This is a genomic window from Pseudomonas sp. PDM04, assembly GCF_014851765.1.
Lineage (GTDB): Bacteria > Pseudomonadota > Gammaproteobacteria > Pseudomonadales > Pseudomonadaceae > Aquipseudomonas.
In genome coordinates this window covers 474,476-499,069 of the sequence record NZ_JACVAI010000006.1, presented here as the reverse complement: position 1 = coordinate 499,069, position 24,594 = coordinate 474,476, and the positions used below count along the sequence as shown (strand labels likewise).

Annotated in this window: 21 protein-coding genes; 15 read left to right on the top strand and 6 right to left on the bottom strand. The window is 62.7% G+C overall.

The genetic code is table 11. The features are described 5' to 3' along the window. Nucleotides 1-113 precede the first annotated feature (113 nt). Genes nirB through IB249_RS24285 form a run of 3 tightly spaced genes read left to right on the top strand, consistent with a single transcriptional unit; the run spans nt 114 to nt 3,530 of the window. A complete protein-coding gene (nirB, locus tag IB249_RS24295) occupies nt 114-2,675 on the top strand; it encodes a nitrite reductase large subunit NirB (RefSeq protein ID WP_192308275.1) in 2,562 nt (853 codons plus the stop codon). Next, nucleotides 2,675-3,052, top strand: coding sequence for a nitrite reductase small subunit NirD (nirD, locus tag IB249_RS24290; RefSeq protein ID WP_192308274.1), 378 nt, complete (start codon nt 2,675-2,677; stop codon nt 3,050-3,052). Before nirB ends, nirD begins: the two co-directional genes overlap by 1 nt. A 37-nt stretch (nt 3,053-3,089) precedes the next feature. After that, nucleotides 3,090-3,530: a CBS domain-containing protein gene (locus tag IB249_RS24285; protein ID WP_192308273.1), complete on the top strand. Its 441-nt coding sequence runs from the start codon at nt 3,090-3,092 to the stop codon at nt 3,528-3,530. A gap of 22 nt (nt 3,531-3,552) precedes the next feature. Here the strand turns inward: IB249_RS24285 and IB249_RS24280 are convergent, their stop codons facing one another. Together IB249_RS24280 and IB249_RS24275 are read right to left on the bottom strand one after the other, a co-directional pair. Beyond that, a complete protein-coding gene (locus tag IB249_RS24280; RefSeq protein ID WP_192308272.1) occupies nt 3,553-4,185 on the bottom strand; it encodes a response regulator in 633 nt (210 codons plus the stop codon). 27 nt (nt 4,186-4,212) lie between these two features. Next, entirely contained in the window at nt 4,213-5,574 is a 1,362-nt protein-coding gene (locus tag IB249_RS24275) for a cache domain-containing protein (protein WP_192308271.1), read from the bottom strand. A gap of 320 nt (nt 5,575-5,894) precedes the next feature. Between IB249_RS24275 and IB249_RS24270 the strand changes: the two genes are divergently transcribed. Further along, nucleotides 5,895-7,952, top strand: coding sequence for a carbon starvation CstA family protein (locus IB249_RS24270; protein ID WP_192308270.1), 2,058 nt, complete (start codon nt 5,895-5,897; stop codon nt 7,950-7,952). 14 nt (nt 7,953-7,966) lie between these two features. After that, nucleotides 7,967-8,164, top strand: coding sequence for a YbdD/YjiX family protein (locus tag IB249_RS24265; protein WP_007949127.1), 198 nt, complete (start codon nt 7,967-7,969; stop codon nt 8,162-8,164). 156 nt (nt 8,165-8,320) lie between these two features. On the opposite strand, the gene IB249_RS30030 is transcribed toward IB249_RS24265, so the two are convergent. Next, on the bottom strand, nt 8,321-8,533 hold the full coding sequence (locus IB249_RS30030; protein WP_192308269.1) for a DUF6555 family protein: 213 nt from the start codon (nt 8,531-8,533) through the stop codon (nt 8,321-8,323). A gap of 174 nt (nt 8,534-8,707) precedes the next feature. Here IB249_RS30030 and IB249_RS24255 point away from each other — a divergent pair, with 174 nt between their 5' ends. From IB249_RS24255 to IB249_RS24210, 10 genes are all read left to right on the top strand, one after another. Next, nucleotides 8,708-9,151: a CopD family copper resistance protein gene (locus tag IB249_RS24255; protein ID WP_192308268.1), complete on the top strand. Its 444-nt coding sequence runs from the start codon at nt 8,708-8,710 to the stop codon at nt 9,149-9,151. A gap of 109 nt (nt 9,152-9,260) precedes the next feature. After that, the gene (locus tag IB249_RS24250) at nt 9,261-10,607 is read left to right on the top strand and encodes a coproporphyrinogen dehydrogenase (protein ID WP_192308267.1); all 1,347 of its coding nucleotides are present in this window, start codon (nt 9,261-9,263) and stop codon (nt 10,605-10,607) included. Nucleotides 10,608-10,628: 21 nt separating this feature from the next. After that, nucleotides 10,629-12,017, top strand: coding sequence for an oxygen-independent coproporphyrinogen III oxidase (gene hemN, locus IB249_RS24245; protein WP_192308266.1), 1,389 nt, complete (start codon nt 10,629-10,631; stop codon nt 12,015-12,017). 110 nt (nt 12,018-12,127) lie between these two features. Next, nucleotides 12,128-14,308 carry a transcriptional regulator NosR gene (gene nosR / locus IB249_RS24240; protein ID WP_192308265.1) on the top strand — a complete coding sequence of 727 codons (2,181 nt, stop codon included), beginning with the start codon at nt 12,128-12,130 and terminating at the stop codon, nt 14,306-14,308. Nucleotides 14,309-14,363: 55 nt separating this feature from the next. Beyond that, complete coding sequence (gene nosZ, locus IB249_RS24235; protein WP_192308264.1) at nt 14,364-16,283, top strand: TAT-dependent nitrous-oxide reductase; 1,920 nt, start codon at nt 14,364-14,366, stop codon at nt 16,281-16,283. A 27-nt stretch (nt 16,284-16,310) separates the two neighbouring features. Then, complete coding sequence (locus IB249_RS24230) at nt 16,311-17,600, top strand: nitrous oxide reductase family maturation protein NosD (RefSeq protein ID WP_192308263.1); 1,290 nt, start codon at nt 16,311-16,313, stop codon at nt 17,598-17,600. After that, on the top strand, nt 17,597-18,520 hold the full coding sequence (locus tag IB249_RS24225) for an ABC transporter ATP-binding protein (RefSeq protein WP_192308262.1): 924 nt from the start codon (nt 17,597-17,599) through the stop codon (nt 18,518-18,520). Before IB249_RS24230 ends, IB249_RS24225 begins: the two co-directional genes overlap by 4 nt. Next, nucleotides 18,517-19,347 carry an ABC transporter permease gene (locus tag IB249_RS24220; RefSeq protein ID WP_192308261.1) on the top strand — a complete coding sequence of 277 codons (831 nt, stop codon included), beginning with the start codon at nt 18,517-18,519 and terminating at the stop codon, nt 19,345-19,347. Before IB249_RS24225 ends, IB249_RS24220 begins: the two co-directional genes overlap by 4 nt. A 34-nt stretch (nt 19,348-19,381) precedes the next feature. Then, nucleotides 19,382-19,906: a nitrous oxide reductase accessory protein NosL gene (locus IB249_RS24215; protein ID WP_192308260.1), complete on the top strand. Its 525-nt coding sequence runs from the start codon at nt 19,382-19,384 to the stop codon at nt 19,904-19,906. Between the two features lie 228 nt (nt 19,907-20,134). After that, nucleotides 20,135-20,878 carry an SDR family oxidoreductase gene (locus tag IB249_RS24210; protein ID WP_192308321.1) on the top strand — a complete coding sequence of 248 codons (744 nt, stop codon included), beginning with the start codon at nt 20,135-20,137 and terminating at the stop codon, nt 20,876-20,878. Between the two features lie 132 nt (nt 20,879-21,010). Here IB249_RS24210 and IB249_RS24205 read toward each other — a convergent pair whose 3' ends face one another. The 3 genes from IB249_RS24205 to nirJ all read right to left on the bottom strand — a co-directional run bounded on the left by IB249_RS24205 (nt 21,011) and on the right by nirJ (nt 24,594). After that, on the bottom strand, nt 21,011-22,510 hold the full coding sequence (locus IB249_RS24205) for a cytochrome D1 domain-containing protein (RefSeq protein ID WP_192308259.1): 1,500 nt from the start codon (nt 22,508-22,510) through the stop codon (nt 21,011-21,013). Continuing rightward, entirely contained in the window at nt 22,507-23,346 is an 840-nt protein-coding gene (gene cobA / locus IB249_RS24200) for a uroporphyrinogen-III C-methyltransferase (RefSeq protein WP_192308258.1), read from the bottom strand. The genes IB249_RS24205 and cobA overlap by 4 nt, the downstream gene beginning before the upstream one ends. A gap of 69 nt (nt 23,347-23,415) precedes the next feature. Then, complete coding sequence (gene nirJ, locus IB249_RS24195) at nt 23,416-24,594, bottom strand: heme d1 biosynthesis radical SAM protein NirJ (protein WP_192308257.1); 1,179 nt, start codon at nt 24,592-24,594, stop codon at nt 23,416-23,418.

Below are 24,594 nucleotides of genomic sequence, written 5' to 3'. Positions count from 1 at the left end.
CAGGCATAGCTGTCTGGGCTCAACACCGCAAAAGAACAGGCAAAGACGCCTGGAACCGCAAGGTTTCAGGCGTTTTTTTTTGCTTTTTGAACCGTTTTAGCCAGGTGCTCCTTATGAACTCCAATGTTGCCGCGTTGAACAAATTGCAAACGCTGGTCGTAATCGGCAATGGCATGGTCGGCCATCATTGCGTCGAGCAGTTGATCGAGAAGGGCGCGCTTGAGCATTACCGCATTCACGTCTTCAGCGAAGAACCGATGCGGGCCTATGATCGCGTGCACCTGTCCGAATACTTCACCGGCCGCGACGCCGAATCCCTGGCCCTCGGTGACGCCGCGCTGTATCAACGGCCGGGCGTGACCCTGCACCTGGGTGTGCCGGTCGTGGACATCGACCGCGCCGGTCGCCAGGTGGTGACCGCCGACGGCAACACCGCTTACGACAAACTGATCCTGGCCACCGGCTCCTATCCGTTCGTGCCGCCGGTCGAAGGCGCAGAGGGCGATTCGCGCCTGGTGTATCGCACCCTTGAAGACCTCGATGCGATCCGTGCAGCGGCGTCCAATGCGCGGCGGGGTGTGGTGGTCGGCGGCGGCCTGCTGGGCCTGGAAGCCGCCAACGCCCTGAAAAGCCTGGGTCTGGAAGCCCACGTGGTCGAATTCGCCCCGCGCCTGATGCCGGTGCAGCTGGACGAAATGGGCGGTTTGGCCCTCAAGGCGCAGATCGAACGGCTGGGCGTTGGTGTGCACCTGTCCCGTGCCACGCAGTCGATCAGCGCGGGCGAGGCCTATCGCTACCGGATGAATTTCGCCAACGAGCTATTCCTGGAAACCGACCTGATCGTGTTCTCGGCGGGCATCCGCGCCCAGGATGCGCTGGCCCGGCAATGCGCGCTGGAGATCGGCCCGCGGGGCGGGGCGGTCATCGACAACCATTGCCTGACCAGCGACCCCTCCATCTACGCCATCGGCGAATGCGCCTCGTGGAATGGCAGCCTGTTCGGCCTGGTCGCGCCGGGCTACCAGATGGCGCGCAATGTCGCGGCGCAACTGTGCAACGAAGTCGCGGAGCCGTTCATGGGCGCCGACATGTCGACCAAGCTCAAATTGCTGGGTGTCGACGTCGGCTCCATCGGTGATGCCCAAGGCAGTACGCCGGGCTCGCGCAGCTACCAGTTCATCGACGAAACCACCGCCAGCTACCGGCGCTTGGTGGTGGACGCGAGCGGCAAGCACGTCATCGGCGCGGTGCTGGTGGGCGACAACAGCTATTACGACACCCTGCTGCAGTACGCGCAGAACGCCATTGCCCTGCCGGCAGAACCCGCCGCCCTGATCCTGCCGTCTTCCGAAGGCGCACCGACCCTGGGCCCGGGCGCGCTGCCGCAGTCGGCCACCCTCTGCTCGTGCCACAACGTGACCAAGGGCGCCGTCTGTTCGGCCATCGACAGCGGTTGTACCGACCTGGGCGTGCTCAAGACGCAGACCAAGGCGGGCACCGGTTGCGGCGGTTGTGCCAGTTTGCTCAAGCAAGTTTTCGAGCATGAACTGACGGCGCGTGGCGTCAGTGTCGACAAGAGCCTGTGCGAACACTTCGCCTACACCCGCCAGGAGTTGTACGCGCTGGTGCGGGTCGAAGGGGTGATCAGTTTCGAAGAACTGCTGGCCAAACACGGCCGTGGTCACACTGGCTGCGATATCTGCAAACCCGCCGTGGGCAATATCCTCGCTTCCTGCTGGAACCAGCCGATCATGGATGCCTCGCTGGTGCCGCTGCAGGACACCAACGACACCTTCATGGCCAACATGCAGAAAAACGGCACCTATTCCGTGGTGCCGCGTATCCCCGGTGGCGAAATCACCGCCGACAAGCTGATCGCGATTGGCGTCGTGGCGAAGAAATACGACCTCTATACCAAGATCACCGGCGGCCAGCGCATCGACCTGTTCGGCGCCCAGTTGCACGAGTTGCCGGACATCTGGGCGGAGTTGATCGCCGCCGGTTTCGAGACCGGCCATGCCTATGGCAAGTCGACCCGCACGGTCAAATCCTGCGTCGGCAGCACCTGGTGCCGCTACGGTGTGCAGGACAGCGTGCAAATGGCCCTGACCCTCGAGGACCGCTACAAAGGCCTGCGCTCGCCGCACAAGCTCAAGTTCGCGGTGTCCGGTTGCACCCGTGAATGCGCCGAGGCGCAGAGCAAGGATGTCGGCGTGATTGCCACCGAGAAGGGCTGGAACCTCTACATCGCTGGCAATGGCGGCATGCGCCCGCGTCATGCGGAGTTGTTCGCCACCGACCTGGACGATGACACCCTGATCCGCTACATCGATCGCTTCCTGATGTTCTACATCCGCACCGCCGACAAACTGCAGCGCACCTCGGTGTGGCGCGAGAGCCTGGACGGCGGCCTCGATTACCTCAAGGACGTGATCATCCACGACAGCCTGGGGCTGGGTGCCGAACTCGAAGCGCAGATGCAATGGGTGGTGGACCGTTACGAATGCGAGTGGGCCAACGCCCTGCAAGACCCGGAAAAACTCAAGCGCTTCCGTACCTTCGTCAACGATAAACGCCCGGACCCGGACATCCACTTTGTCCAGGAACGCGGTCAGCGCCGGCCGATCATGGCCGCCGAACTCAACCTTATCCCGGTTACCGAGGAGACAGTCTGATGAGCCCACTCAATACCCAACGCGTACAGGCCCTGAACGACACCGACGCCTGGCAGGCCGTGTGTGCGCAACAGGACCTGGTCAGCAACTCCGGTGTGGTCGTCTGGCTCGACGGCGCCCAGGTGGCGCTGTTCTACCTGCCGGGTGCCGAGGGCAAGACCCTCTACGCCATCGACAACCATGACCCGCAATCCGGGGCGAACGTCATCGGCCGTGGCCTGGTGGGCAGCATCAAGGGTGATCTGGTGGTGGCTTCGCCTATCTACAAACAGCATTTCCGCCTGGAGGACGGCACCTGCCTGGAATACCCGCAACAGCGCCTGCGGGTGTGGCCGGTGCGGTTGAACGGCGACGCCGTGGAAGTCAGCGTTTATTGAAGGCAAGCGCCATGGCGCCGGCGCAGGAGAGACGTACATGAAAACAGCCGCACAGTTGCTCAAGACCAAGATCGTGCAGAACCAGCAGGTCCACAGCATCGCCCCCGACCAGATGGTGCTGGAGGCGCTGAAGCTGATGGCGGAAAAGAATGTCGGCGCCTTGCCGGTGATCGAGGCGGGGCAGGTGGTGGGCGTGGTCAGTGAACGCGATTACGCACGCAAGGTGGTGCTGCAGGGGCGTTCGTCGGTGGGCACGCCGGTGCGCGACATCATGAGCGCACCGGTGGTGACCGCCGACAGTCAGCAGAGCATCGAGCGCTGCATGGCGGTGATGACCGACAGCCATCTGCGCCATCTGCCGGTGCTGGAGGGTGGGGCACTGATCGGTCTGCTGTCGATCGGTGATCTGGTCAAGGAAGCCATCGTCGAGCAGACCGAGCTGGTCCGCCAGCTGGAGCATTACATTCGCGGGCATTAGCCGCCATGTCGCCAGGGTGGGGCTACCTGGAAATGATCCCGTGATCGATGGCGTATTTGACCAGCGCCGCCGGCTTGTCGATGTTGAGTTTGCGACGGATGCTCAGGCGGTGGGTTTCCACGGTGCGCACGCTGATGTCGAGGTCCCGGGCCATTTCTTTGTTGTTCATGCCCTGGGCCATTTTGTACAGCACCTGGCTTTCGCGCGGGGTCAACTCGTTGTCGGTGCTTTTGTCGGCGATCAGCCGTTGGGCGATCTCGGCGCTGTAGAAGGTCCCGCCGCTGGCAATCGCTTCGATGGCCGCGATGATTTCCCGTGACGGGGCGTTCTTCAGCACATAACCGCTGGCGCCCGAACGCACCGATTCGCTCACGTATTCGTAATTGTCGTACATGCTCAGCACCAGCACTTTCAGCGCCGGATACTGGTTGCGCAGCAGGCGGGTCAGCTCCAGGCCGTTGATGTCCTTGAGGCTGATATCGACCAGCAGCAGGTCCGGCTGGCAGCGCCCGACCATCTCGATGGCCTCGGCACCGTTCTCGGCCTCACCGACCACTTCCAGCGGGGCCATGACCGACAGCAACGCCCTGATGCCGTCGCGGACCAGCGAGTGATCGTCGACCAGGGCGACGCGGATCGGGGAGGGCAGGTTCATCACGGGCATCTCTCTCTTGTTGTCGAATCAGCGTTTGGTGCCGGGCATTTTCATGGGCAGCAGCACGTCCAGCCCGGTTCTGCCCGGAATCGAGATCAGCTCGAATCGCCCACCGAAATGTTCGACGCGTTCACGGATGTTGCGCAGGCCAATTCCGGCCTGATGGCGCTCGGCCTGGGCGACATTAAAGCCGACGCCGTCATCGATCACCGTCAGTTGAATGGATTGTGCCGTGCCGCGCAGGGTAATGGAGACGTTTTTTGCCTGCGCGTGCCGTTCGATGTTGGTCAGGCCTTCCTGCACGATGCGAAACAGGGCCACGGCGGCGCCGTCCACCAGGTGGCAATCGAACTCGTTGTCGTTGTAGGTCACGGTCAAGCCGCTGCGTTGCTCGAACTCTTCGGCAAGCTGGCCAATGGCAGCGGAGAGGCCGAGGGTGTCGAGCAGGGAGGAACGCAAGTCGTGGGAGAGGCTGCGAACTTCGCCAATCGCTTCGCCCAGGCGTTCGGTGGCCTCGCGCAAAATGCCCAGGCCCCGGTCCTGGCCCTTTTCCAGGACCAGGCTGGCCAGCTCGAACTGGAACTTGATGGAGACCAGCACCTGACTGATGCCGTCGTGCAGTTCCCGGGAAACCCGCGAGCGCTCTTCCTCCTGCAAGCTGACGATGCGCTGGGTCAGGCGTTGCAGCTTCTTGTCCGCCAAGCGGTGCTCGCTGACGTTGAGGGTCATGCCGCTGGCAAACACGAACAGCACCGCCACCAGTGCGACCGCCGCAATCGCCAGCATGGTGGTGCGGATGCCCTGGGCCACCTCGTCGCGCGCCTGTTGGGTGGCGCGCTCCACGTCTTCCAGGTAAATGCCGGTGCCGAGCATCCAGCCCCAGCGGTCGAGCATCACCACGTAGGCCAGTTTGTCGGTCACCTGGCCGGAGGAGGGTTTGTTCCAGGCATAACGCTGAAAGCCTTCGCCCGATTGCGCGCTTTTGAGCAGGGCCTGGATCACCGGCAGGCCATGCGGGTCTTTCATGTCCCAGAGGTACTGCCCGACGAGGTCCGATTGCCGCGCATGCATCAGGCTGCGGCCATCGCGGTCGTAGACAAAGAAGTAGCCATTGATGCCAAAGCTGAGCTTGCGCAGCTCCTCCAGCACCTGCTGCTGGGCGTGTGCGTCTCCGCGACCGTCGTCGTACAGCGGCGCGATCAGGCTCTGGGCCATCTCTACGTAGTTTTTCAGCTCGGCACGCTTGCTCGCCAGGATGCTGTCTTCGATCAGTTGCGCCTGTTGATCGCCCAGATGGCGATTGAGCGAAATCACCAGCGCGCAGATGACCGCGACCGCCAGCACCAGCGGCAGAATCCCGAGGGCGACGATTTTGTGTTTGAGCTGCATGTGTACTCCTGCCTGGCTCCTGCAGGGGACTGGGGCGGGGCGGCGGTGGGCGAAGGCCGGCATCATAGGCCAAAGATACGCTTCTGGAGTAGTGCTGCCGGGCGGAATGACCGATGGCTCGCCGTTGAAACACGGATCCCACAGGGTTTGTATTTCGAGGGGGATTAGAGGCTATCTACGTAGTACTACGTAGATGCCACGTACGTAGTAACGCGGATTTATTTGTAGACGCCATGCGCAGATATTGGGCCAGCTCCGCACAGCGGACACAATTATAAAAATTACCGCCGCAGTCACGAGCTGTCGGCAGGAGATCTTGTATGCCCCGTCTGGCTAAACACCTCGCCTGGTTTGCCGTGGCTGTTCTGGGAGCGTTCGCGCTGAGTGTCGTGGCCCTGCGCCGCGGCGAAGCGATCAACGCCCTCTGGATCGTAGTCGCCGCTGTCGCCATCTACCTAGTCGCCTACCGCTACTACAGCCTGTTCATCGCCAACAAGGTGATGCAACTGGACCCCAATCGAGCCACGCCCGCCGTGCTCAACAACGACGGTCTGGACTTCGTTCCAACCAACAAACACGTCCTGTTCGGTCACCACTTCGCAGCCATCGCCGGTGCGGGGCCGCTGGTCGGTCCGGTCCTGGCGGCGCAGATGGGCTACCTGCCCGGCACGCTGTGGCTGATTGCCGGCGTGGTGCTGGCCGGTGCGGTGCAGGACTTCATGGTCCTGTTCCTCTCCACTCGCCGCAACGGTCGCTCCCTGGGCGACATGGTGCGTGAAGAGATGGGTCGCATCCCCGGCACCATCGCGCTGTTTGGCTGCTTCCTGATCATGATCATCATCCTCGCGGTGCTGGCGCTGATTGTGGTCAAGGCTCTGGCCGAGAGCCCATGGGGCATGTTCACGGTGATGGCGACCCTCCCGATCGCGATGTTCATGGGCATTTACATGCGCTACATCCGTCCGGGCCGCATCGGTGAGATTTCCGTCATCGGCGTGTTGCTGTTGCTCGGTTCGATCTGGTTGGGCGGGCAGATTGCCGCCGATCCGGCCTGGGCCAAGGCGTTCAGCTTCACCGGCGTACAAATCACCTGGATGCTGATCGGTTACGGTTTCGTGGCCGCAGTATTGCCGGTGTGGCTGATCCTGGCTCCACGCGACTACCTCTCCACGTTCCTGAAAATCGGCACCATCATCGCCCTGGCGATCGGTATTCTGGTGACCATGCCCGAGCTGAAAATGCCGGCACTGACCCAGTTCATCGACGGCACCGGTCCGGTGTGGAAGGGCGGTCTGTTCCCGTTCCTGTTCATCACCATTGCCTGTGGCGCGGTGTCCGGTTTCCACGCGCTGATCTCGTCGGGCACCACGCCCAAGTTGCTGGCGAGCGAAGGTCATGCTCGCTACATCGGTTACGGCGGCATGCTGATGGAGTCCTTCGTCGCCATCATGGCCATGGTTGCCGCGTCGGTGATCGAGCCCGGCGTGTACTTCGCCATGAACAGCCCGGCCGCCATCGTCGGTTCCGATGCCGTGACCGTGGCTCAGACTGTCAGCAGCTGGGGCTTCGCCATTACCCCCGAAGCGCTGCAGGCCGTGGCCAAGGACATCGGTGAAACCACCATCCTGGCCCGTGCCGGCGGTGCGCCGACCCTGGCGGTCGGTATCGCGCAGATCCTGCACAGTGTCCTGCCGGGTGAAAACACCATGGCGTTCTGGTACCACTTCGCGATCCTGTTCGAAGCGCTGTTCATCCTGACCGCCGTGGATGCCGGCACCCGTGCCGGGCGTTTCATGCTTCAGGACCTGCTCGGCTCCTTCGTCCCGGCGCTGAAACGCACCGAATCCTGGACCGCCAACCTGATCGCCACCGCCGGTTGTGTGGCGATGTGGGGATACCTGCTGTACCAGGGCGTGATCGATCCGCTGGGTGGCATCAACACCCTGTGGCCACTGTTCGGCATCTCCAACCAGATGCTGGCGGGTATCGCGCTGATGTTGGCGACCGTGGTGCTGATCAAGATGAAGCGACAGCGCTATGTCTGGGTGACCATGCTGCCTGCGGTCTGGCTGCTGATCTGCACCACGACTGCCGGTTTCATCAAGCTGTTCGACGCCAACCCGGCGATCGGCTTCCTGTCGCTGGCGAAGAAATACAGCGATGCGCTGGCCAACGGTCAGGTGCTGGCACCTGCCAAGAACATCGATCAGATGCAGCACGTGATCTACAACGCCTACACCAACGCCACGCTGACCGCGCTGTTCCTGCTGGTGGTCTTCAGCATCCTGTTCTTCGCGCTCAAGGTCGGTGTCGCCGCCTGGGGCACCAAGGAGCGTACGGATAAAGAAGCACCGTTCCAGCCTGTACCGGATGCCTGATCGAGGAGTGCAGCATGTTCAATGACCTGAGTCGCCTGGGTAAATACCTCGGTCAGGCTGCACGCCTGATGGTCGGCATGCCCGACTACGACACCTACGTCGAGCACATGCAGAACAAACACCCGGACAAACCGGTGATGAGCTACGAGGTGTTCTTCCGCGAACGCCAGGAAGCCCGTTACGGCAGCAAGGCCGGGCCGAAGTGCTGTTGATCCGCTGAGCGGGTCATGATGCAAGGCAAAAAACTGTGGGAGCGAGCCTGCTCGCGATAACGATGTGTCAGTCGAGAGTGATGTCGACTGACATACCACCATCGCGAGCAGGCTCGCTCCCACATTGGTTTTGCTGGTTTGGTATCGACGCTCCCGTTACGGCAACTCCTCCCACCTGACCTTGGTCAAACCGGCCATTTGCGCGTGTTCGCGGAGTTCCGTGCTGCCATCCCCATACCAGATCCCGACATCCGCATGCAGGCACGCGTAGTACCACGCGTCGTCATCGGTCATGTGCGAGTCCGGCTGGACGAACAGTCGACGAGAATCGTTCAAACAGTAGGTGATTTCAAAATGCCGGGCGCGCATCGACCATATTCTCCAGGTGATACGCTTCCGACAGGGATGGCGTAGTGCCAGTTCCCTTTATTTTCGGTTGAGGGGTGTTCGCCAGGGCGATGGCGGTTTCTTGATTGGCATCAACCGGATGACTCAACGGGGCCGGTATGCTGCACGCAGGCCCGACTCGAGCGCCAGAACCCCATGCTTTATCCGCTGTTTCTCACCTTGCACCTGTTTGCCGCGCTGATCTTCATTGGCACGGTGTTCTTCGAAGTGCTGTTTCTGGAAAACATTCGCAAGAAGTTGCCCGCCAAAGTGATGCTGCTGGTCGAGGAGGGCGTGGCCCGCCGTGCCCGCCAGTTGATGCCCTGGGTGTTGCTGGTGTTGTTCGGCGCAGGCATCGGCATGGTCTGGTTGCGTTACCTGCCGCTGTTGGCCACGCCTCTGGCCTCGTCGTTCGGCACCTTGCTGATGCTGAAAATCCTCGCCGCCGTGAGCGTACTCGGGCATTTCCTGGCGGCCATGATCCTGTTCAAGACCGGGCGCATGAACGCCCGTTACGTGCATTTCATCCATGCCAGCGTGTTCTGCCACATGGTGGTCATCGTCTTGCTGGCCAAGGGCATGTTTTTCCTGACCTGGTGACCGGCGGTCCGCTCCTTTAAACCCGTGGCTTGCAGCTTGATACAAGTCAAGGAGCGTTGAACGGCAATCCCGGAAACTAAGGGCCTGCGACCCGTCTCGGAGACCCGTCATGCTCGATTTCTTTGCCAAACCCGGCGAGCCGGTCGCTCGCTGCGATCAGGGCGTACTCGACCCCAACTGTCATGCCGATACGCAAAAATTCCACGACGGCATCGGCTCCCTGGACCTGCTGCGCGCCGTGCGCGTCAGCCGCCAGAAGCGCCGGCCGTTGTCGCTGAACGTTCAACTGCCGTCGAACCTCACGTCATCCTGCTACACACCGCCCGAGACGCTCGGCGAGCACGCCGCCCTGGAGCAGTACCTGGAGCGCCTGAAGCGCGAGATCGATCTGGTCGGTTGTCACCTCAGCCCGGATCAGCGGGTCGAGCAGTTTCACCTGGGCGGTGGCACCCCGAGCATCGCCCATCTCCAGCAGTTGATGAATCATCTGCGTCGTCGATTTCATTTCCTCGAGCATGAGTGCGGCGACTACAGCGCCGAGGTCGACTTGCAGCACACCGATTGGTCGATCATGGGCGCGTTGCGCGAGCAGGGTTTCAACCACGTCAGCATCGGTGTCCCGGACATCGACGCCGAGTGCGAGCGGTCGGTGGCGTGCTACCAGGACCCGGCGCCGATCAATTCCCTGATCGATGCCGCACGCACCTTCGGTTTCCGCTCGGTCAATGTCGACCTGGGCTTCGGCCATGCCTGGCAGACACCGGACAGTTTTGCCGCGAAGCTCAGGACGATCATCGAGCTGGAGCCGGACCGGTTGATGGTATTCGACTATGCGCGGCCGCCACGCCGCTACCGGCCGATGATCGGTGACAAGGTCAGGGCGTTGTGCAGCCAGGAGGACAAGGGCGCGATGCGCCAGATCTGCTTCGAACAGTTGATCGCTGCCGGTTACCACTACATTGGCATGGGGCAGTTCGTGCGCCCCGACGATGACTTGGCCATCGCTCAGGAGCGCGGCCGCTTGCGTCGCACTTGCGACGGTTTTACCCGTCATGGCTTCTGTGACCACATTGGCTTCGGTGTGGGCGCCATCAGTCAGATCGATGACCTGTACACGCAGAACACCGAGGTGATCGAGCGTTATCAGCGCCAGTTGGACAACGATCAACTGCCGACGGCCCGGGGGTGGCGTTTCGAGTCGGGGGAGCAGATCCGTCACACGGTCACGGAACGGCTGGCGTGTGACCTGGAGTTGGATATCCGTGCCATCGAGCGACGCTACGGTCTGGTTTTTCCCCGCTACTTCGCCTCGGTCTGGCCACTGCTGGAGCAATTGAGTCGTGACGGCCTGATCGAGTTATCGGACCGTTTCATCAGCATTCTTCCTGCCGGTCGGCAAGAAGTGGACGGTATCTGCCATCTGTTTGAAAAGGAATCGGGCAGTGCAAGGCATTAACCCTATGTGTGAGTCGATTTGATGAAATCTTCGTTTGATTTCAATCGCGCCTTGGTCGAGAAGTACGACCGGCCGGGGCCGCGCTACACCTCTTACCCGACGGCGCCACAGTTTCATCAGGCGTTTGCCGTCGATGACTACCAGCAGGCGGCCCGGAGCAGCAATCAGGCCGCAGCGCCGAAACCGCTGTCGGTGTACATCCACATTCCGTTCTGCAAAAGTCTTTGCTACTACTGCGCCTGCAACAAAATCATCACCCAGAAGACCCATCGGGCCGTGGAGTACCTGACCTACCTCAAGCGTGAAATCGCCATGCAGTCGGCCCTGTTCGACAGCACGCGCAAGCTCACGCAACTGCACCTGGGTGGCGGGACCCCGACCTACCTGACCGGCGAGCAGTTGGCCGACCTGATGGACTGTCTGCACCAGTCTTTCGACATGGACGACAGTGACAATCACGAGTTTTCCATCGAAGTCGACCCGCGCACCATCAGCACCGAACGCATCGAGACCTTGCGCCAACTGGGTTTCAATCGCCTGAGTTTCGGCGTGCAGGACTTCGATCCCGACGTGCAGGCGGCGGTCAATCGCCAGCAAAGCGAAGAACAGATTCATGCGTTGGTCGCGGCGGCACGCCAGGCGCGCTTCAAGTCGGTCAGCGTCGACCTGATCTACGGTTTGCCACTGCAAACGGTGGAGAGTTTCGACGTCACTCTGGGCAAGATCATTGCCTTGCGCCCGGACCGCATCGCGGCCTACAGCTATGCACACCTGCCGGAGATGGTGCGTGCGCAACGCCTGATCCGTCCGCAGGACATGCCGCCACCGGAGCGCAAGCTCGAACTGCTCGAACTGACCATTCGCCGCCTGACCCAAGCCGGGTACGTCTACATCGGCATGGATCATTTCGCCTTGCCGGATGATGAGCTGGCACTGGCCCGCACGCGCGGCACCCTGCAACGTAATTTCCAGGGGTATTCGACCCATGCCGACTGCGACTTGATCGGCCTGGGTGTGTCGTCGATCGGCAAGGTCGGCGACAGCTACAGCCAGAGCGTCAAGGAGCTTTCGCAGTATTACGCGCGCATCGACCAGGGTTTGCTGCCGGTGCACCGCGGCTACCGCCTGAGCGCCGACGACCTGTTGCGCCGCGAAGTGATCAGCGACCTGATGTGCCATGGGCGTATCGACTTCGGCACGTTCGAGGCACGCCATGGCATTCGTTTTACCGAGTATTTCGCCGAGGCGCTGGCGCAGCTCGAAGAGCATGTGCGTGACGGACTGCTGCAGATTCACCCGACCGAACTGGTGCTGTTGCCCCAGGGCCATTTGATGATGCGCAGCGCCGCCATGGCGTTTGATGCGTACCTGGGTGGAGAACAGAAAGGCCGCTTTTCCCGCACCGTTTAAGCCCCGTACGCGCTCTGATACGGGGTTTTCTGTCGAGTTGATTTCAATCAAGGGCAAGTGGCCAATCGCTACCTAAGATGGCCGCAAGCCCCTTCGAAATCAGCCCATCCATGACAGCCTTCCAGCCTCCGCGACATGTCTTCCCACGCTATTGGAGTGTCGGGCTGGTGGTGCTGGTGCTGTTGATGATCGCGGTGTTCGCGACGGTGCAGGCCAAATCCTATGGCGACATCGAACGGCAGCGAATCGACAAGGTGTTCCCGCAGACCGATGCGGTGTCCGAGCCGCTGGGCCGGTTCAAGGTGCGCACGCTGTCTGCCGCCGGCAAGGTCATCGGCTATGTGTTCCAGAGCCTGGACGTGGTGGACATCCCGGCCTACTCGGGTAAACCGATCAATACCCAGGTGATTCTCGACACCGCCGGGGTCATCCAGGATGCCTATGTCCTGGAGCACCATGAGCCCATCCTGCTGATCGGCATTCCCGAAGAAAAACTCCATGGCTTCAGCGCCCGCTACAAAGGCATCAAGGTCACGCAGCGGGTGGTCGTCGGCCGTTCCAGCGACCAGAGCGCCGTCACCGTGGATGCGATCGCCGGCGCCACGGTCACCGCCATGGTGGTCAATGAAGTCATCATGCGGGCCGCCCATGATGTGGCGGTGTCGCTCAAGCTGATTGCCGAAACCCGTGGCGTGACGAAAAAACCGGCCATCGTCCGCCAGGACTTCTACCAGCCCGCCGACTGGGAGCAATTGACCGGTGACGGCTCCATCCGCCGGCTGCACCTGACCCGTGGCCAGGTCGATGCGGCCTTCAAGGGCACTGAGGCTGAAGGCGTGGAAAACGCCGGCCCCGACCAGGTCAACGACACCTTCATCGACCTGTACACCGCCGACCTCAACCCGCCGACCATCGGCCGCGCGCTGCTGGGCGACAACCAATACCGTTTCCTGACGCAGGCGCTCAAGCCCGGCGAGCAGGCCATCGCGGTGCTCGGGCGAGGGCAGTACTCCTTCAAGGGCTCGGGCTATGTGCGCGGCGGGATTTTCGACCGGGTGCAATTGCGCCAGTTCGGCAATGTCATCAGCTTCCGCGACATGGACCATCAGCGACTCTCCGACGTGTTTGCCCAGGGCATGCCCGAATTCGATGAGCTGTCCGTGTTCATCGTGCGCCAGGGGGCCGGGTTCGATCCGGGGTCGCCCTGGTCCCTGGAGTTGCTGGTGCGTCGCCAGACCGGTCCGGTCAACGGCATCTTCAGCAGCTTCGAAGTGGCTTACCAACTGCCCGAACCGTACATCGAACGTCCGGCGCCGACGGCCGAGGAACGGGCGGCCATCGAGGAAGCCAGCCGGCCGATGTGGTTGAACATCTGGTACCAGAAGCAGTTCCAGATCGCTGTGCTCGCCAGCGCCTTGTTGTTGCTGACGGCCATCCTGTTCCTGCAGGACACCTTCACACGCCAGCCACGGTTCCTGCACTGGCTGCGCCGTGGCTACCTGATCTTCACCGTGGTGTTCATGGGCTGGTATGCCCTGGGGCAGCTGTCGGTGGTCAACGTGCTGACGTTTGTCCATGCGCTGTTCCAGAACTTCCGCTGGGAGCTGTTCCTCACCGACCCGCTGATCTTCATGCTCTGGGTGTTCACCGCCGCCAGCATCCTGCTGTGGGGTCGTGGCGTGTTCTGCGGCTGGCTGTGCCCGTTTGGGGCCTTGCAGGAGCTGATCAACGAAGCCGCGCGCAAGTTGAAAATCCCCCAGTACGAGTTGCCCTTCGCCGTGCATGAACGACTCTGGGCGATCAAGTACATCATTTTGCTGTTGCTGTTCGGCCTCTCCCTGGAGTCGATGTCCACGGCCGAGCAGTTCGCCGAAGTGGAGCCGTTCAAGACGGCGATCACGCTGCGGTTCGACCGCCAGTGGTGGTTCGTGCTCTACGCGCTGGCGCTGCTGGTCATCAATGTGTTCACGCGCAAAGTCTATTGCCGCTACATCTGCCCGCTGGGCGCGGCGCTGGCGATCCCGACCCGATTGCGCCTGTTCGACTGGCTCAAGCGTCGCAAGGAATGCGGCAACCCCTGCCAGTTGTGCGCCAGGGAATGCGAGATCCAGGCCATTCACCCCGATGGCCGGATCAATGCCAACGAGTGCCACTACTGCCTCGATTGCCAGATGACTTACCACAACGACAACAAATGCCCGCCGCTGATCAACAAGCGCAAGAAGCGCAACAAAACGGCGCCCGTGGCCGCGCAACTGATACCCGTCGTGGAAGTGGCGGCTGCTGAATGAGTTCCACGCGCGCAGGTGCGCCGTGTCCGTTTTTCCCTTCAAGGAGTAACACAAGATGACCGACAAAGAATCCACCACAACCGGACAGGAAGAAGACCCGGCGGGCTTGAGCCGTCGCGGTTTCCTGGGTGGCAGCGCCATGACCGGGGCGGTACTGGCGGGCGCCACGGCCCTGGGTGGCATGGCATTCACCCGCGAGTCCTGGGCGGCGGCCGTCAAGGATGCGCAGTCGAAGATCCATGTCGCCCCCGGCGAGCTGGATGAATACTACGGCTTCTGGAGCGGCGGTCATCAGGGGGAGGTGCGGGTACTGGGCGTGCCGTCGATGCGCGAGTTGATGCGCATTCCGGTGTTCAACGTCGACTCTGCCACCGGTTGGGGCCTGACCAACGAGAGCAAGGCGATCCTGGGCGACAGCGCCAAGTTCCTCAACGGCGACTGCCACCACCCGCACATCTCCATGACCGACGGCAAGTACGACGGCAAGTACCTGTTCATCAACGACAAGGCCAACACCCGCGTCGCGCGTATCCGCCTGGACATCATGAAGTGCGACAAGATCCTCACCGTGCCGAACGTACAGGCGATCCACGGCCTGCGCCTGCAGAAAGTGCCCTACACCAAATACGTGTTCGCCAACGGCGAATTCGTCATCCCGCACCCGAATGACGGCCACACCTTCGACCTGCAGGACAAGAACAGTTTCACCCTGTTCAACGCCATCGACGCCGAGAAAATGGAAATGGCGTTCCAGGTGATCGTCGACGGCAACCTCGACAACACCGATGCCGATTTCACCGGCAAGTACGCGGCGGCCACCTGCTACAACTCGGAGAAGGCCTACGACCTCGGCGGCATGATGCGCAACGAACGCGACTGGGTCGTGGTGTTCAACATTCCGCGCATCGAGGCGGCGATCAAGGCCGGCAAGTTCATCACCCTGGACGGCTCGAAAACACCGGTGGTGGACGGCCGCAAAGTCGATGGCAAGGACTCCGAGTTCACCCGCTACATCCCGGTGCCGAAGAACCCGCACGGCTGTAACACGTCCCCCGACGGCAAATACTTCATTGCCAACGGCAAGCTCTCGCCCACGGTGTCGATCATCGAGATCGCCCGCCTGGACGACCTGTTTGCCGACAAGTACAAGGACCCGCGCGAGGTCATCGTCGCCGAGCCCGAGCTGGGCCTGGGCCCGCTGCACACCACCTACGACGGTCGCGGCAATGCCTACACCACGCTGTTCATCGACAGCCAGGTGGTGAAGTGGAACGTGGAAGAGGCGATCCGTGCCTACAAGGGCGAGAAGGTCAACTACATCAAGCAGAAGCTCGACGTGCATTACCAGCCGGGCCATAACCACGCCTCGCTGACCGAAACCAGCGACGCCGACGGCAAGTGGCTGGTGGTGTTGTGCAAGTTCTCCAAGGACCGCTTCCTGCCGACCGGACCGCTGCACCCGGAAAACGACCAGTTGATCGATATTTCCGGCGACGAAATGAAGCTGGTGCACGACGGTCCGACCTTTGCCGAACCCCACGACTGCATCCTCGCGCGCCGCGACCAGATCAAGACCAAGAAGATCTGGGACCGCAACGACCCGTTCTTCGCCGGCACCGTGGCGCGGGCCAAGAAGGACGGGATCAACCTGGAGACTGACAACAAGGTCATCCGCGACGGCAAGAAAGTGCGGGTCTACATGACCTCCATGGCGCCGGCGTACGGGCTGACCGAGTTCACCGTCAAGCAGGGCGATGAAGTGACGGTGACCATCACCAACATCGACCAGATCGAGGACGTGTCCCACGGCTTCGTCATGACCAATCACGGCGCGAGCATGGAGATCAGCCCGCAGCAGACCTCATCCATCACCTTCATCGCCGACAAGCCCGGCCTGCACTGGTACTACTGCAGCTGGTTCTGTCACGCCCTGCACATGGAAATGGTCGGCCGCATGATGGTCGAGCGGGCCTGACGGTTGGCCATCGACAGGAGCGCAGCGATGACCGCAATCAAGGGCTGTCCGATCAAGGTGATCGCGTTCGCGCTGCTGTCGATGTCCGGCAGCGCGCTGGCGGTGCAACCCATCACTGACCTGCCGTTGCAGGTGGACGCTGAACAACGCTGGCACCTGCCGGCGGGCGAGTACCGAGGCTCGTTCAGCGTCGACCGGCCGATGCACATTGTCTGTGCACCCGGCGCCGTGTTCCAGGCGCTGGGGCAGGGCAACGGGGTCATCGTCAGCGCCCCCGATGTCAGTATCGAAGGCTGCACCTTTCTCGATTGGGGGCACGATCTCACGGCCATGAACTCGGCCGTGTTCCTGCAACCCAAGGCCCGTGGCGCAGTGATCAGGGGCAATCGCATGCAAGGCCAGGGCTTTGGCATCTGGGTCGACAGCACCCGGGACGTGAGCCTGATCGACAACCGCATCCAGGGTGACCCCCAGATGCGTTCCCAGGACCGCGGCAACGGCATTCACCTGTATGCCGTGCGGGGTGCCCGGGTCATTGGCAACCACGTGCGCGACGCCCGTGACGGCATCTACATCGACACCTCCAATGGCAACCTGCTGCAAGGCAATACCCTGGAAGACCTGCGTTACGGCGTGCATTACATGTTCGCCAACGACAACCAGGTGCTCGACAACATCACCCGCCGCACCCGCACCGGCTACGCCCTGATGCAAAGCCGCAAGCTCACGGTGACCGGCAATCGCTCCGAGCAGGATCAGAATTACGGGATCCTGATGAACTACATCACCTATTCGACCCTGCGCGACAACTTCGTCACCGATGTGCGCGACGGCTCGACCGGCGACACCATGATCGCCGGTGCCGAAGGCAAGGCACTGTTCATCTACAACTCGCTGTTCAACAGCATCGAACACAACCACTTCGAGCGCAGTGCCGTGGGCATTCATCTCACCGCCGGCTCCGAAGACAACCGCATTGCCGACAACGCATTCGTCGGCAATCAGCGTCAGGTCAAGTACGTCGCGACCCGCTTGCAGGAATGGTCGCTCGACGGCCGTGGCAATTACTGGAGCGACTACCTGGGCTGGGACCGCAACAACGATGGCCTGGGCGATATCGCCTACGAACCCAATGACAACGTCGACCGCCTGTTGTGGCTGTACCCGCAGGTGCGCCTGCTGATGAACAGCCCGGGCATCGAATTGCTGCGCTGGGTGCAACGGGCGTTCCCGGTGATGAAGTCGCCGGGCGTCATGGACAGCCACCCGCTGATGAAACCGACCACAGAAAACCTGACCAAGGAGCCCATCGGATGAATGTCATCGACATCCAAGGCGTCAGCCAGCGCTATGGGCAGACCACCGTATTGCATGACCTGAACCTGAGCCTGGGCGAGGGCGAAGTGCTGGGCCTGTTCGGCCACAACGGCGCGGGCAAGACCACCAGCATGAAACTGGTGCTGGGCCTGCTCCAGCCCAGCGCAGGCCAGGTGCGGGTGTTCGACCGTTTGCCCAGCGATCCGCACGTACGGCAAATGCTCGGTTACCTGCCGGAGAACGTGACGTTCTACCCGCAGATGAGTGGCCTGGAAACCCTGCGCCATTTCGCCCGGCTCAAGGGCGCCTCGAATGCCCAGGTGGACCGGTTGCTGGAGGAGGTGGGCCTGGCGGCTGCGGCGCGTCGACGGGTCAAGACTTACTCCAAGGGCATGCGCCAACGTCTCGGGCTGGCGCAGGCATTGCTCGGCGAACCGCGCCTGCTGTTGCTCGACGAGCCGACCGTGGGCCTCGATCCGATCGCTACCCAGGATCTCTACCGCTTGCTCGACCGGCTGCGCAGCCAGGGCACCAGCATCATCATCTGTTCACACGTCTTGCCGGGGGTCGAGGCGCACATCAACCGTGCGGCGATCCTGACCCAGGGCCGGCTGCTGGCGCTTGGCAGCCTGCGCAAACTGCGCGAGGACGCCGGATTGCCGACGCTGCTGCGTGCCAATGGACTCAAGCGTGCCGGGCCGTTGCAGGCCTCCTGGAACCGCGCCGGGCACGTCACCCAGCGCTGGGGCGTGGAGGGGCTGGAAGTGGCGGCGCTCAATGGCAGCAAGCTGGACCTGTTGCGCCAGTTGCTCAACGAAGATGACCCCAGCGACGTGGAAATCGCCCCACCGTCGCTGGAAGACCTGTACCGCTACTACATGGGCCAGGCCGCTGCACACGGCAATGGAGAGACCGCATGAACCCGATCTGGAACATGGCCCGCAAGGAGTTCAGTGACGGCCTGCGCAATCGCTGGTTGTTGGCGATCAGCCTGTTGTTCGCGATCCTGGCCACCGGTATCGCCTGGCTGGGCGCAGCGGCGTCCGGGCAATTGGGCTTTACCTCGGTGCCCGCGACCATCGCCAGCCTGGCCAGCCTGGCAACCTTCCTGATGCCGCTGATTGCCTTGTTGCTGGCCTATGACGCCATCGTCGGCGAGGACGAGAGCGGCACCCTGTTGCTGTTGCTCACCTATCCGTTGGGGCGCGGGCACATCCTACTCGGCAAGTTCATCGGTCACGGCGGCATCCTCGCGCTGGCGACGCTGATCGGTTTCGGCTGCGCGATGCTGGCGATTGCGGTGCTGGTGGACGACGTCGAACTCAGCCTGCTGGTCTGGGCCTTTGCCCGCTTCATGCTGTCGTCGACGCTGCTGGGCTGGGGCTTCCTGGGCCTGGCATACGTGTTGAGCAGCATCTCCGCGGAAAAATCGACGGCCGCCGGCCTGGCCCTGGGGGTGTGGTTCTTCTTTGTGCTGGTGTTCGACCTGGTGCTGCTGGCGCTGCTGGTGCTCAGCGAAGGGCAGTTCAATCCCCGGGTGCTGCCGTGGTTGCTGCTGCTCAACCCGGCGGACATCTATCGCCTGATCAACCTCTCCGGTTTCGACGGCGGCGCCAGTACTGCCGGCGTGCTGAGCCTGGGCAGCGACCTGCCCGTGCCGGGCACGATGCTCTGGCTGTGCCTGTTGCTGTGGGTCGCGGCGCCGTTGGGCTCGGCCTGGCTGGTGTTCCGTCGCCGGGCGAGCTGAATTCCTGTCTTGAAAATGTCTGGAGCAGTTGACGATGAGTACGTTTACCCTGAAGGCGCTGGGCGCAGTGGCTGGCTTGATGGCCTGCCTGATGCTGACGGCCTGTGACAAACCCGTGCAAGCCCGCTATAGCGATAAGCCCACGGCGTTTCACCCCAGCGATGAATGCCACGTCTGCGGCATGATCATCGAAGGTTTTCCCGGACCCAAGGGCGAAGTGGTGGAGCGCAGCGGGGTGAAGAAATTCTGCTCCACGGCGGAGATGATCGGCTGGTGGCTGCAACCGGAAAACCAGCATGGCGATGCCAGGCTGTATGTGCACGACATGGGGCGCAGCCCGTGGGACAAGCCCGATGATGCCCATCTGATTGATGCCCGGGATGCCTTCTACGTGGTGGGCACCCGACTCAAGGGCGCGATGGGCGTGGTGTTGGCGTCGTTCTCCAGCAAGCACATGGCCGACAAACTGGCCGAGGAGCAGGGCGGTAGGGTGCTGCGTTTCAGCGAAATCGACCAGTCGGTGTTGCAGCAGCCGGCGATGTCGCATTCCACCCATTGATCGCACCACGCCATGGTGGGAGCGAGCCTGCTCGCGATGACGGCAGGGCAGACGACACTCCTGTCGAATGTGCCGCCGCTGTCGCGAGCGGGCTCGCTCCCACAGGCTCCACATACCGCCCCATTGTGAAAATCTGATCGCCGTCAAGTCGGTATTTCCACGCCTGTTCAAAGATAGCCTCCCGCAATGTGGCGAGTGCCCGGCATCGACGATGCCCAGGAGAACATGATGAAAACCGAGTTTCAGGATCGTTTGGCGGTGATCACCGGCGCCAGTTCCGGGATTGGCCTGGCCTTGTGCGCGGCGCTGTTGCCCCGTGGGGTGAAGGTGTTGGCAATGTCGCGAACGGCGGGTGATTTGCCGACCTTGCAGCAGATCTATGGCGAGCGGTTGCAATGGTTGGCCGGCGACGTCACCTGCGAGCAGGACCTGCAAGCGCTGGCGCAACGCGCGGCGGCATTGGGGCCGGTGGATTACCTGGTGCCCAACGCGGGGATTGCCGAAATGGCCGATAGCCTCGATTTGTCGGCCTTCCAGCGCCAATGGGCGGTCAACGGTGCCGGGGCGTTGAACACCCTGGCGGCGTTGCGCGGTGAGCTGGCGAGTCCGGCGTCGGTGGTGTTTGTCGGCAGTTTCCTCACCGGCTCGAGCTTTCCCGGCCTCGCCGCCTGCATCGCCAGCAAGGCCGCATTGGCGGCTCAGGCGCGGACGCTGGCGGTGGAATTTGCGCGCGTCGACGTGCGCATCAACCTGGTGTCACCGGGCCCCACCGCCACCTCGATGTGGGACAACCTGGGCCTGAGCGACGGCGAACTCGACGACGTTGCCGACAGCCTCGGCAAACGCCTGCTGCCCGGCCATTTCCTCGACGCCGGCGCGGTGGCCAACGTGATCGTCTTCCAACTGTCCCAGGGCGCGCGCGGCGTGTACGGCCAGGATTGGCGGGTCGATCATGGGTACACCCTGGCGTAAGCGCACGAAGTCGCCTGTGTACCTGTGGGAGCGGGCCTGCTCGCGAAAGCGTCCGGTCAGTCAACATCGATGTTGAATGGGTTGGCCTCTTCGCGAGCAAGCCCGCTCCCACAGGGGCCGAGGTGGAAATCTCTAGTGCGAAGTGCCTTCGGCAAACTCGATCTTGTTGCCGACGTTGTACTTGCCCGACGGTTTGTTCATCGGGATGCGCTTGATCTCCTCGAGGGTGTTGCTGTCGTAGACGATCAGTGCGCCGTCGGTGGCCCAGATGCTCAGCAGCAGGTGGCGGCCGTCGCGGGTGAACTCGACGTGCGCGGCGGTCTTGCCCGGCATCGGTCGCAGGGTATGGGCGATTTCCAGGGTCTGCTTGTCGATCAGGTGGATGGCATCGTTGTCTGGCCCGAAGAACACGTCGGTCCAGGCGTACCGCGAGTTGACATGGCTGCGCATGAAGAAACCCGGTCCGAGGGTCGGGATCTCCTTGATCAGTTTCCAGGTCTTGAAGTCAATCACCGAGATCAGCCCCTTGCTGATGTTCGGTGTGGCAAATACCCATTCACCGTTGCGCTTCCAGTAGGTCCCGGAGCCCAGGTGCGGCATGCCCGGCAGGGGGATGTCGGTGACCACCTTGCCGGTGTCGAGGTCGATGACCTGGCCACCCTTGGCCTTGCGCGAGGTGGCCAGCAATTGCTGGTAGTCGGGTGAGAAGGAGAAATCGTCGAGCATGTCCTCGGCGGGAATGCGTCGTGGCTGGAAATCCGGCGTGCCGGCACTGGAGATTTCCCAGACTTCCTTCACGTCCTTGAGCGCGACGATGAAACTGTCCCGTGGCGGAGCGGTGTAGACCGCGCTGACTCGCGAAGCCGTGCCGTCCTGGCCGATCGTGGCAATGGTTTTTACCAGCGACAGGTCGCGGGCATCGAGCACCACCAGGCTGCCCGGCAGGTAGTTGCCCACCAGCACCCAGCGTCCGTCCTTGCTCACCGCCAGGTTACGGGTGTTGAGGCCGGCGCGGACCTCGGCGACCAGTTTCAGGTTATTCAGGTCGTACAGGCTCACCCAGCCATCGCGCGAAGCCACATAGACGAAGCGTCCGTCCGGCGAAAACTTCGGCCCGCCATGCACGGCAAAGCGCGAGGCGAACCGCGCCAGGACGGTGAAGCGGTCGCCGTCGAGGATGTTGATGTGGTGATCGCCGGCTTCCACCACCACAAACAGGTTCAGCGGGTCGGCGCCATGCTGGGGTGTGGCGGGCAGTTTTCCGAGATCGGCAACCACGCTGTGACTGCGGCGAATGTCATCGTCGGTCCAGACCGGCGGGGTGGCGGGCGGTTGTTGCAGGTAATCCGCCAGGGCCTCGATTCGGGCCGGGTCGAACACGTTGGCGTAGCCGACCATCTGGCTGGCGGGACGTCCGTTGGCGATCACGTTGCGGATCTCGTCGGGCTTGATCCGGCTCAGGCTCTCCGGCAGCAACGCCGGCCCGGTCGCGCCGAATCGGTTGGCGCCGTGGCAACTCTGGCAATGTTGTCGATAGTCCCTCGCGGCCTCTGCCAGCGCGGCGGGGGTGGTCGCCGCACTCGCTTGGGCGACGCCGAGGCAGAGCAGCGGGACAAGCAGGCCGCGCTTCATAGCGCCACCTTGTTGCGGCGCTGCAGCGCCTGGACCGGATAGAAGCGTGCCGGGTGTTCCATGGGTTGCGCGGCGAACAGGTCGACCACCTGGCCAATCACCGTCAGCGTCGCAATCCCTGGTGGGCACGTCAGCGCCAGGGTCGGCAGTTGATGCAGCGGACCACGGATCACCTGCTGATCGGGGCGCGAGCCGTTGCTGATCAGGGCCGCCGGTGTGTCGGCCGACAGCCCGGCCTCGATCAGCTTGCGGGCGATAATTCCCAGGTTGGACAGCCCCATGTAGAACACCAGGGTTTGGCTGCCATCGGCCAGGTCGTGCCAGGGCAACTTCAACTCGCCGTCGTTATGCAGGTGACCGGTGATGAAGCGACAGGAGTTGACCAGCTCCCGATGCGTCAGCGGGATGCCGGCGTAGGCGCTGCAACCGGAGGCTGCGGTAATCCCGGGGACCACCTGGCAATCGACGTTGCGCGCCAGCAGGTACTCCAGTTCCTCGGCACCACGGCCGAAAATGAACGGGTCGCCCCCCTTGAGGCGGACCACCCGCTGGCCCTGATCGGCGAGGTCGACCAGCAACTGATTGATCTGATCCTGGGGCAGGCTGTGGCAGCCACTGGCCTTGCCGACATAGTGCCGAGCGCAGGTGAGGGGGATCAGGGTCAGCAGTTCGGGACTGATCAGACGGTCATAGACCACCGCATCGGCCTGCATCAACAGGCTCCAGGCGCGCAGGGTCAACAGCCGTGGATCGCCGGGGCCGGCGCCGACCAGGGCGACTTCGCCCGGTCTGAACAGGGACTCGAGTGTGGCCGGTAGAGCAATCGATAAAGGCATGGGACGTCCTTGGTGCTTCATCAGGTTGATCGGCCCCAACCTATTCAGATGGTTGGCCGAACGGGCAATTCAGTGGGTGACGCAAGCGATGGTCGTGACCGGCGGCCGGCCGATTTCTTCATCGCTGAGGTGGCAACCGGGGTCCTGGCCCCAGAGGTCGCCTTCGGCCCAGGCGCGGGTGCGGGTGTTGCCGTTGCAGATGGCCAGCCAGCGGCACTCGGCGCAGCGGCCACCGACGGCGCGCGGATGCACGCGCAGTTGCTGCAACAGGGCGTCGGGCTGTTCCAGCCAGAGGGTGCGGAAGGGCGTGCGTCGCACATTGCCCACCGAGTGCTGCCACCAATAGGTGTCAGGGTGAACTTCGCCGGTGTTGTCGATGTTGGCGATACCGCTGCCGGAGGCATTGCCGCCCCAGTCGCGCAGCATGCGCTCCAGGCGCGCCGTGTGCTGGGGCAGGTGCTGGTCCACCCAGTGCAGCAACAGGATGGCGTCGGCATCGTTGTTGCCGCTGACGAAATCGCTGTCCAGGCCCTGCAGGATGTCCGCCCAGGCCCGCTCGAAGATCAGTGTCATCGCTTCGCGGCTCATCTGTTGCCGGGCGTCGAGCTGGCGACTGCGTTTGCCGCGACCGCTGTAGTTGAGGTGCGACAGGTAGAACTTCTGCACGTCGTATTCGCGCATCAGCTCAAGCAAATGCGGCAGTTGCGCGTGGTTTTCCTGGGTGAGGGTGGTGCGCAGGCCGACGCGAATACCCTGTTCGCGACACAGCTGGATGCCACGCATGGAGCTGGCAAAGCTGCCCTTGAGTTGACGGAATTCATCATGGGTGGCCTCGAGGCCATCGATGCTGATCCCGACATAATCGAATTGCGCGGCGCGGATGTGCGCGATGTTCTGTTCGTCGATCAGCGTGCCATTGGTGGACAGGGCGACAAAGAACCCCTTGGAGCGGGCATAGGCGCTGAGCACGAACAGGTCGTGGCGCAACAGCGGTTCACCGCCGGACAGAATCAGCACCTTGACCCCTGCGTCGTGCAGGTCGTCGATCACGGCCATGGCCGTGGTGGTGTCCAGTTCGTCGCGAAACACACTGTCGGCCGAGGTGGCGTAACAGTGCTTGCAGGTCAGGTTGCAGCGCCTGAGCAGGTTCCAGATCACCACGGGGGCGCGGTGGCTGCCCGGTGGGCGGGTTCCGGGGGCAGGTGCCCCGCCTGTCAGCGCCCGCAGGTATTGGCTGATCCTCAACAT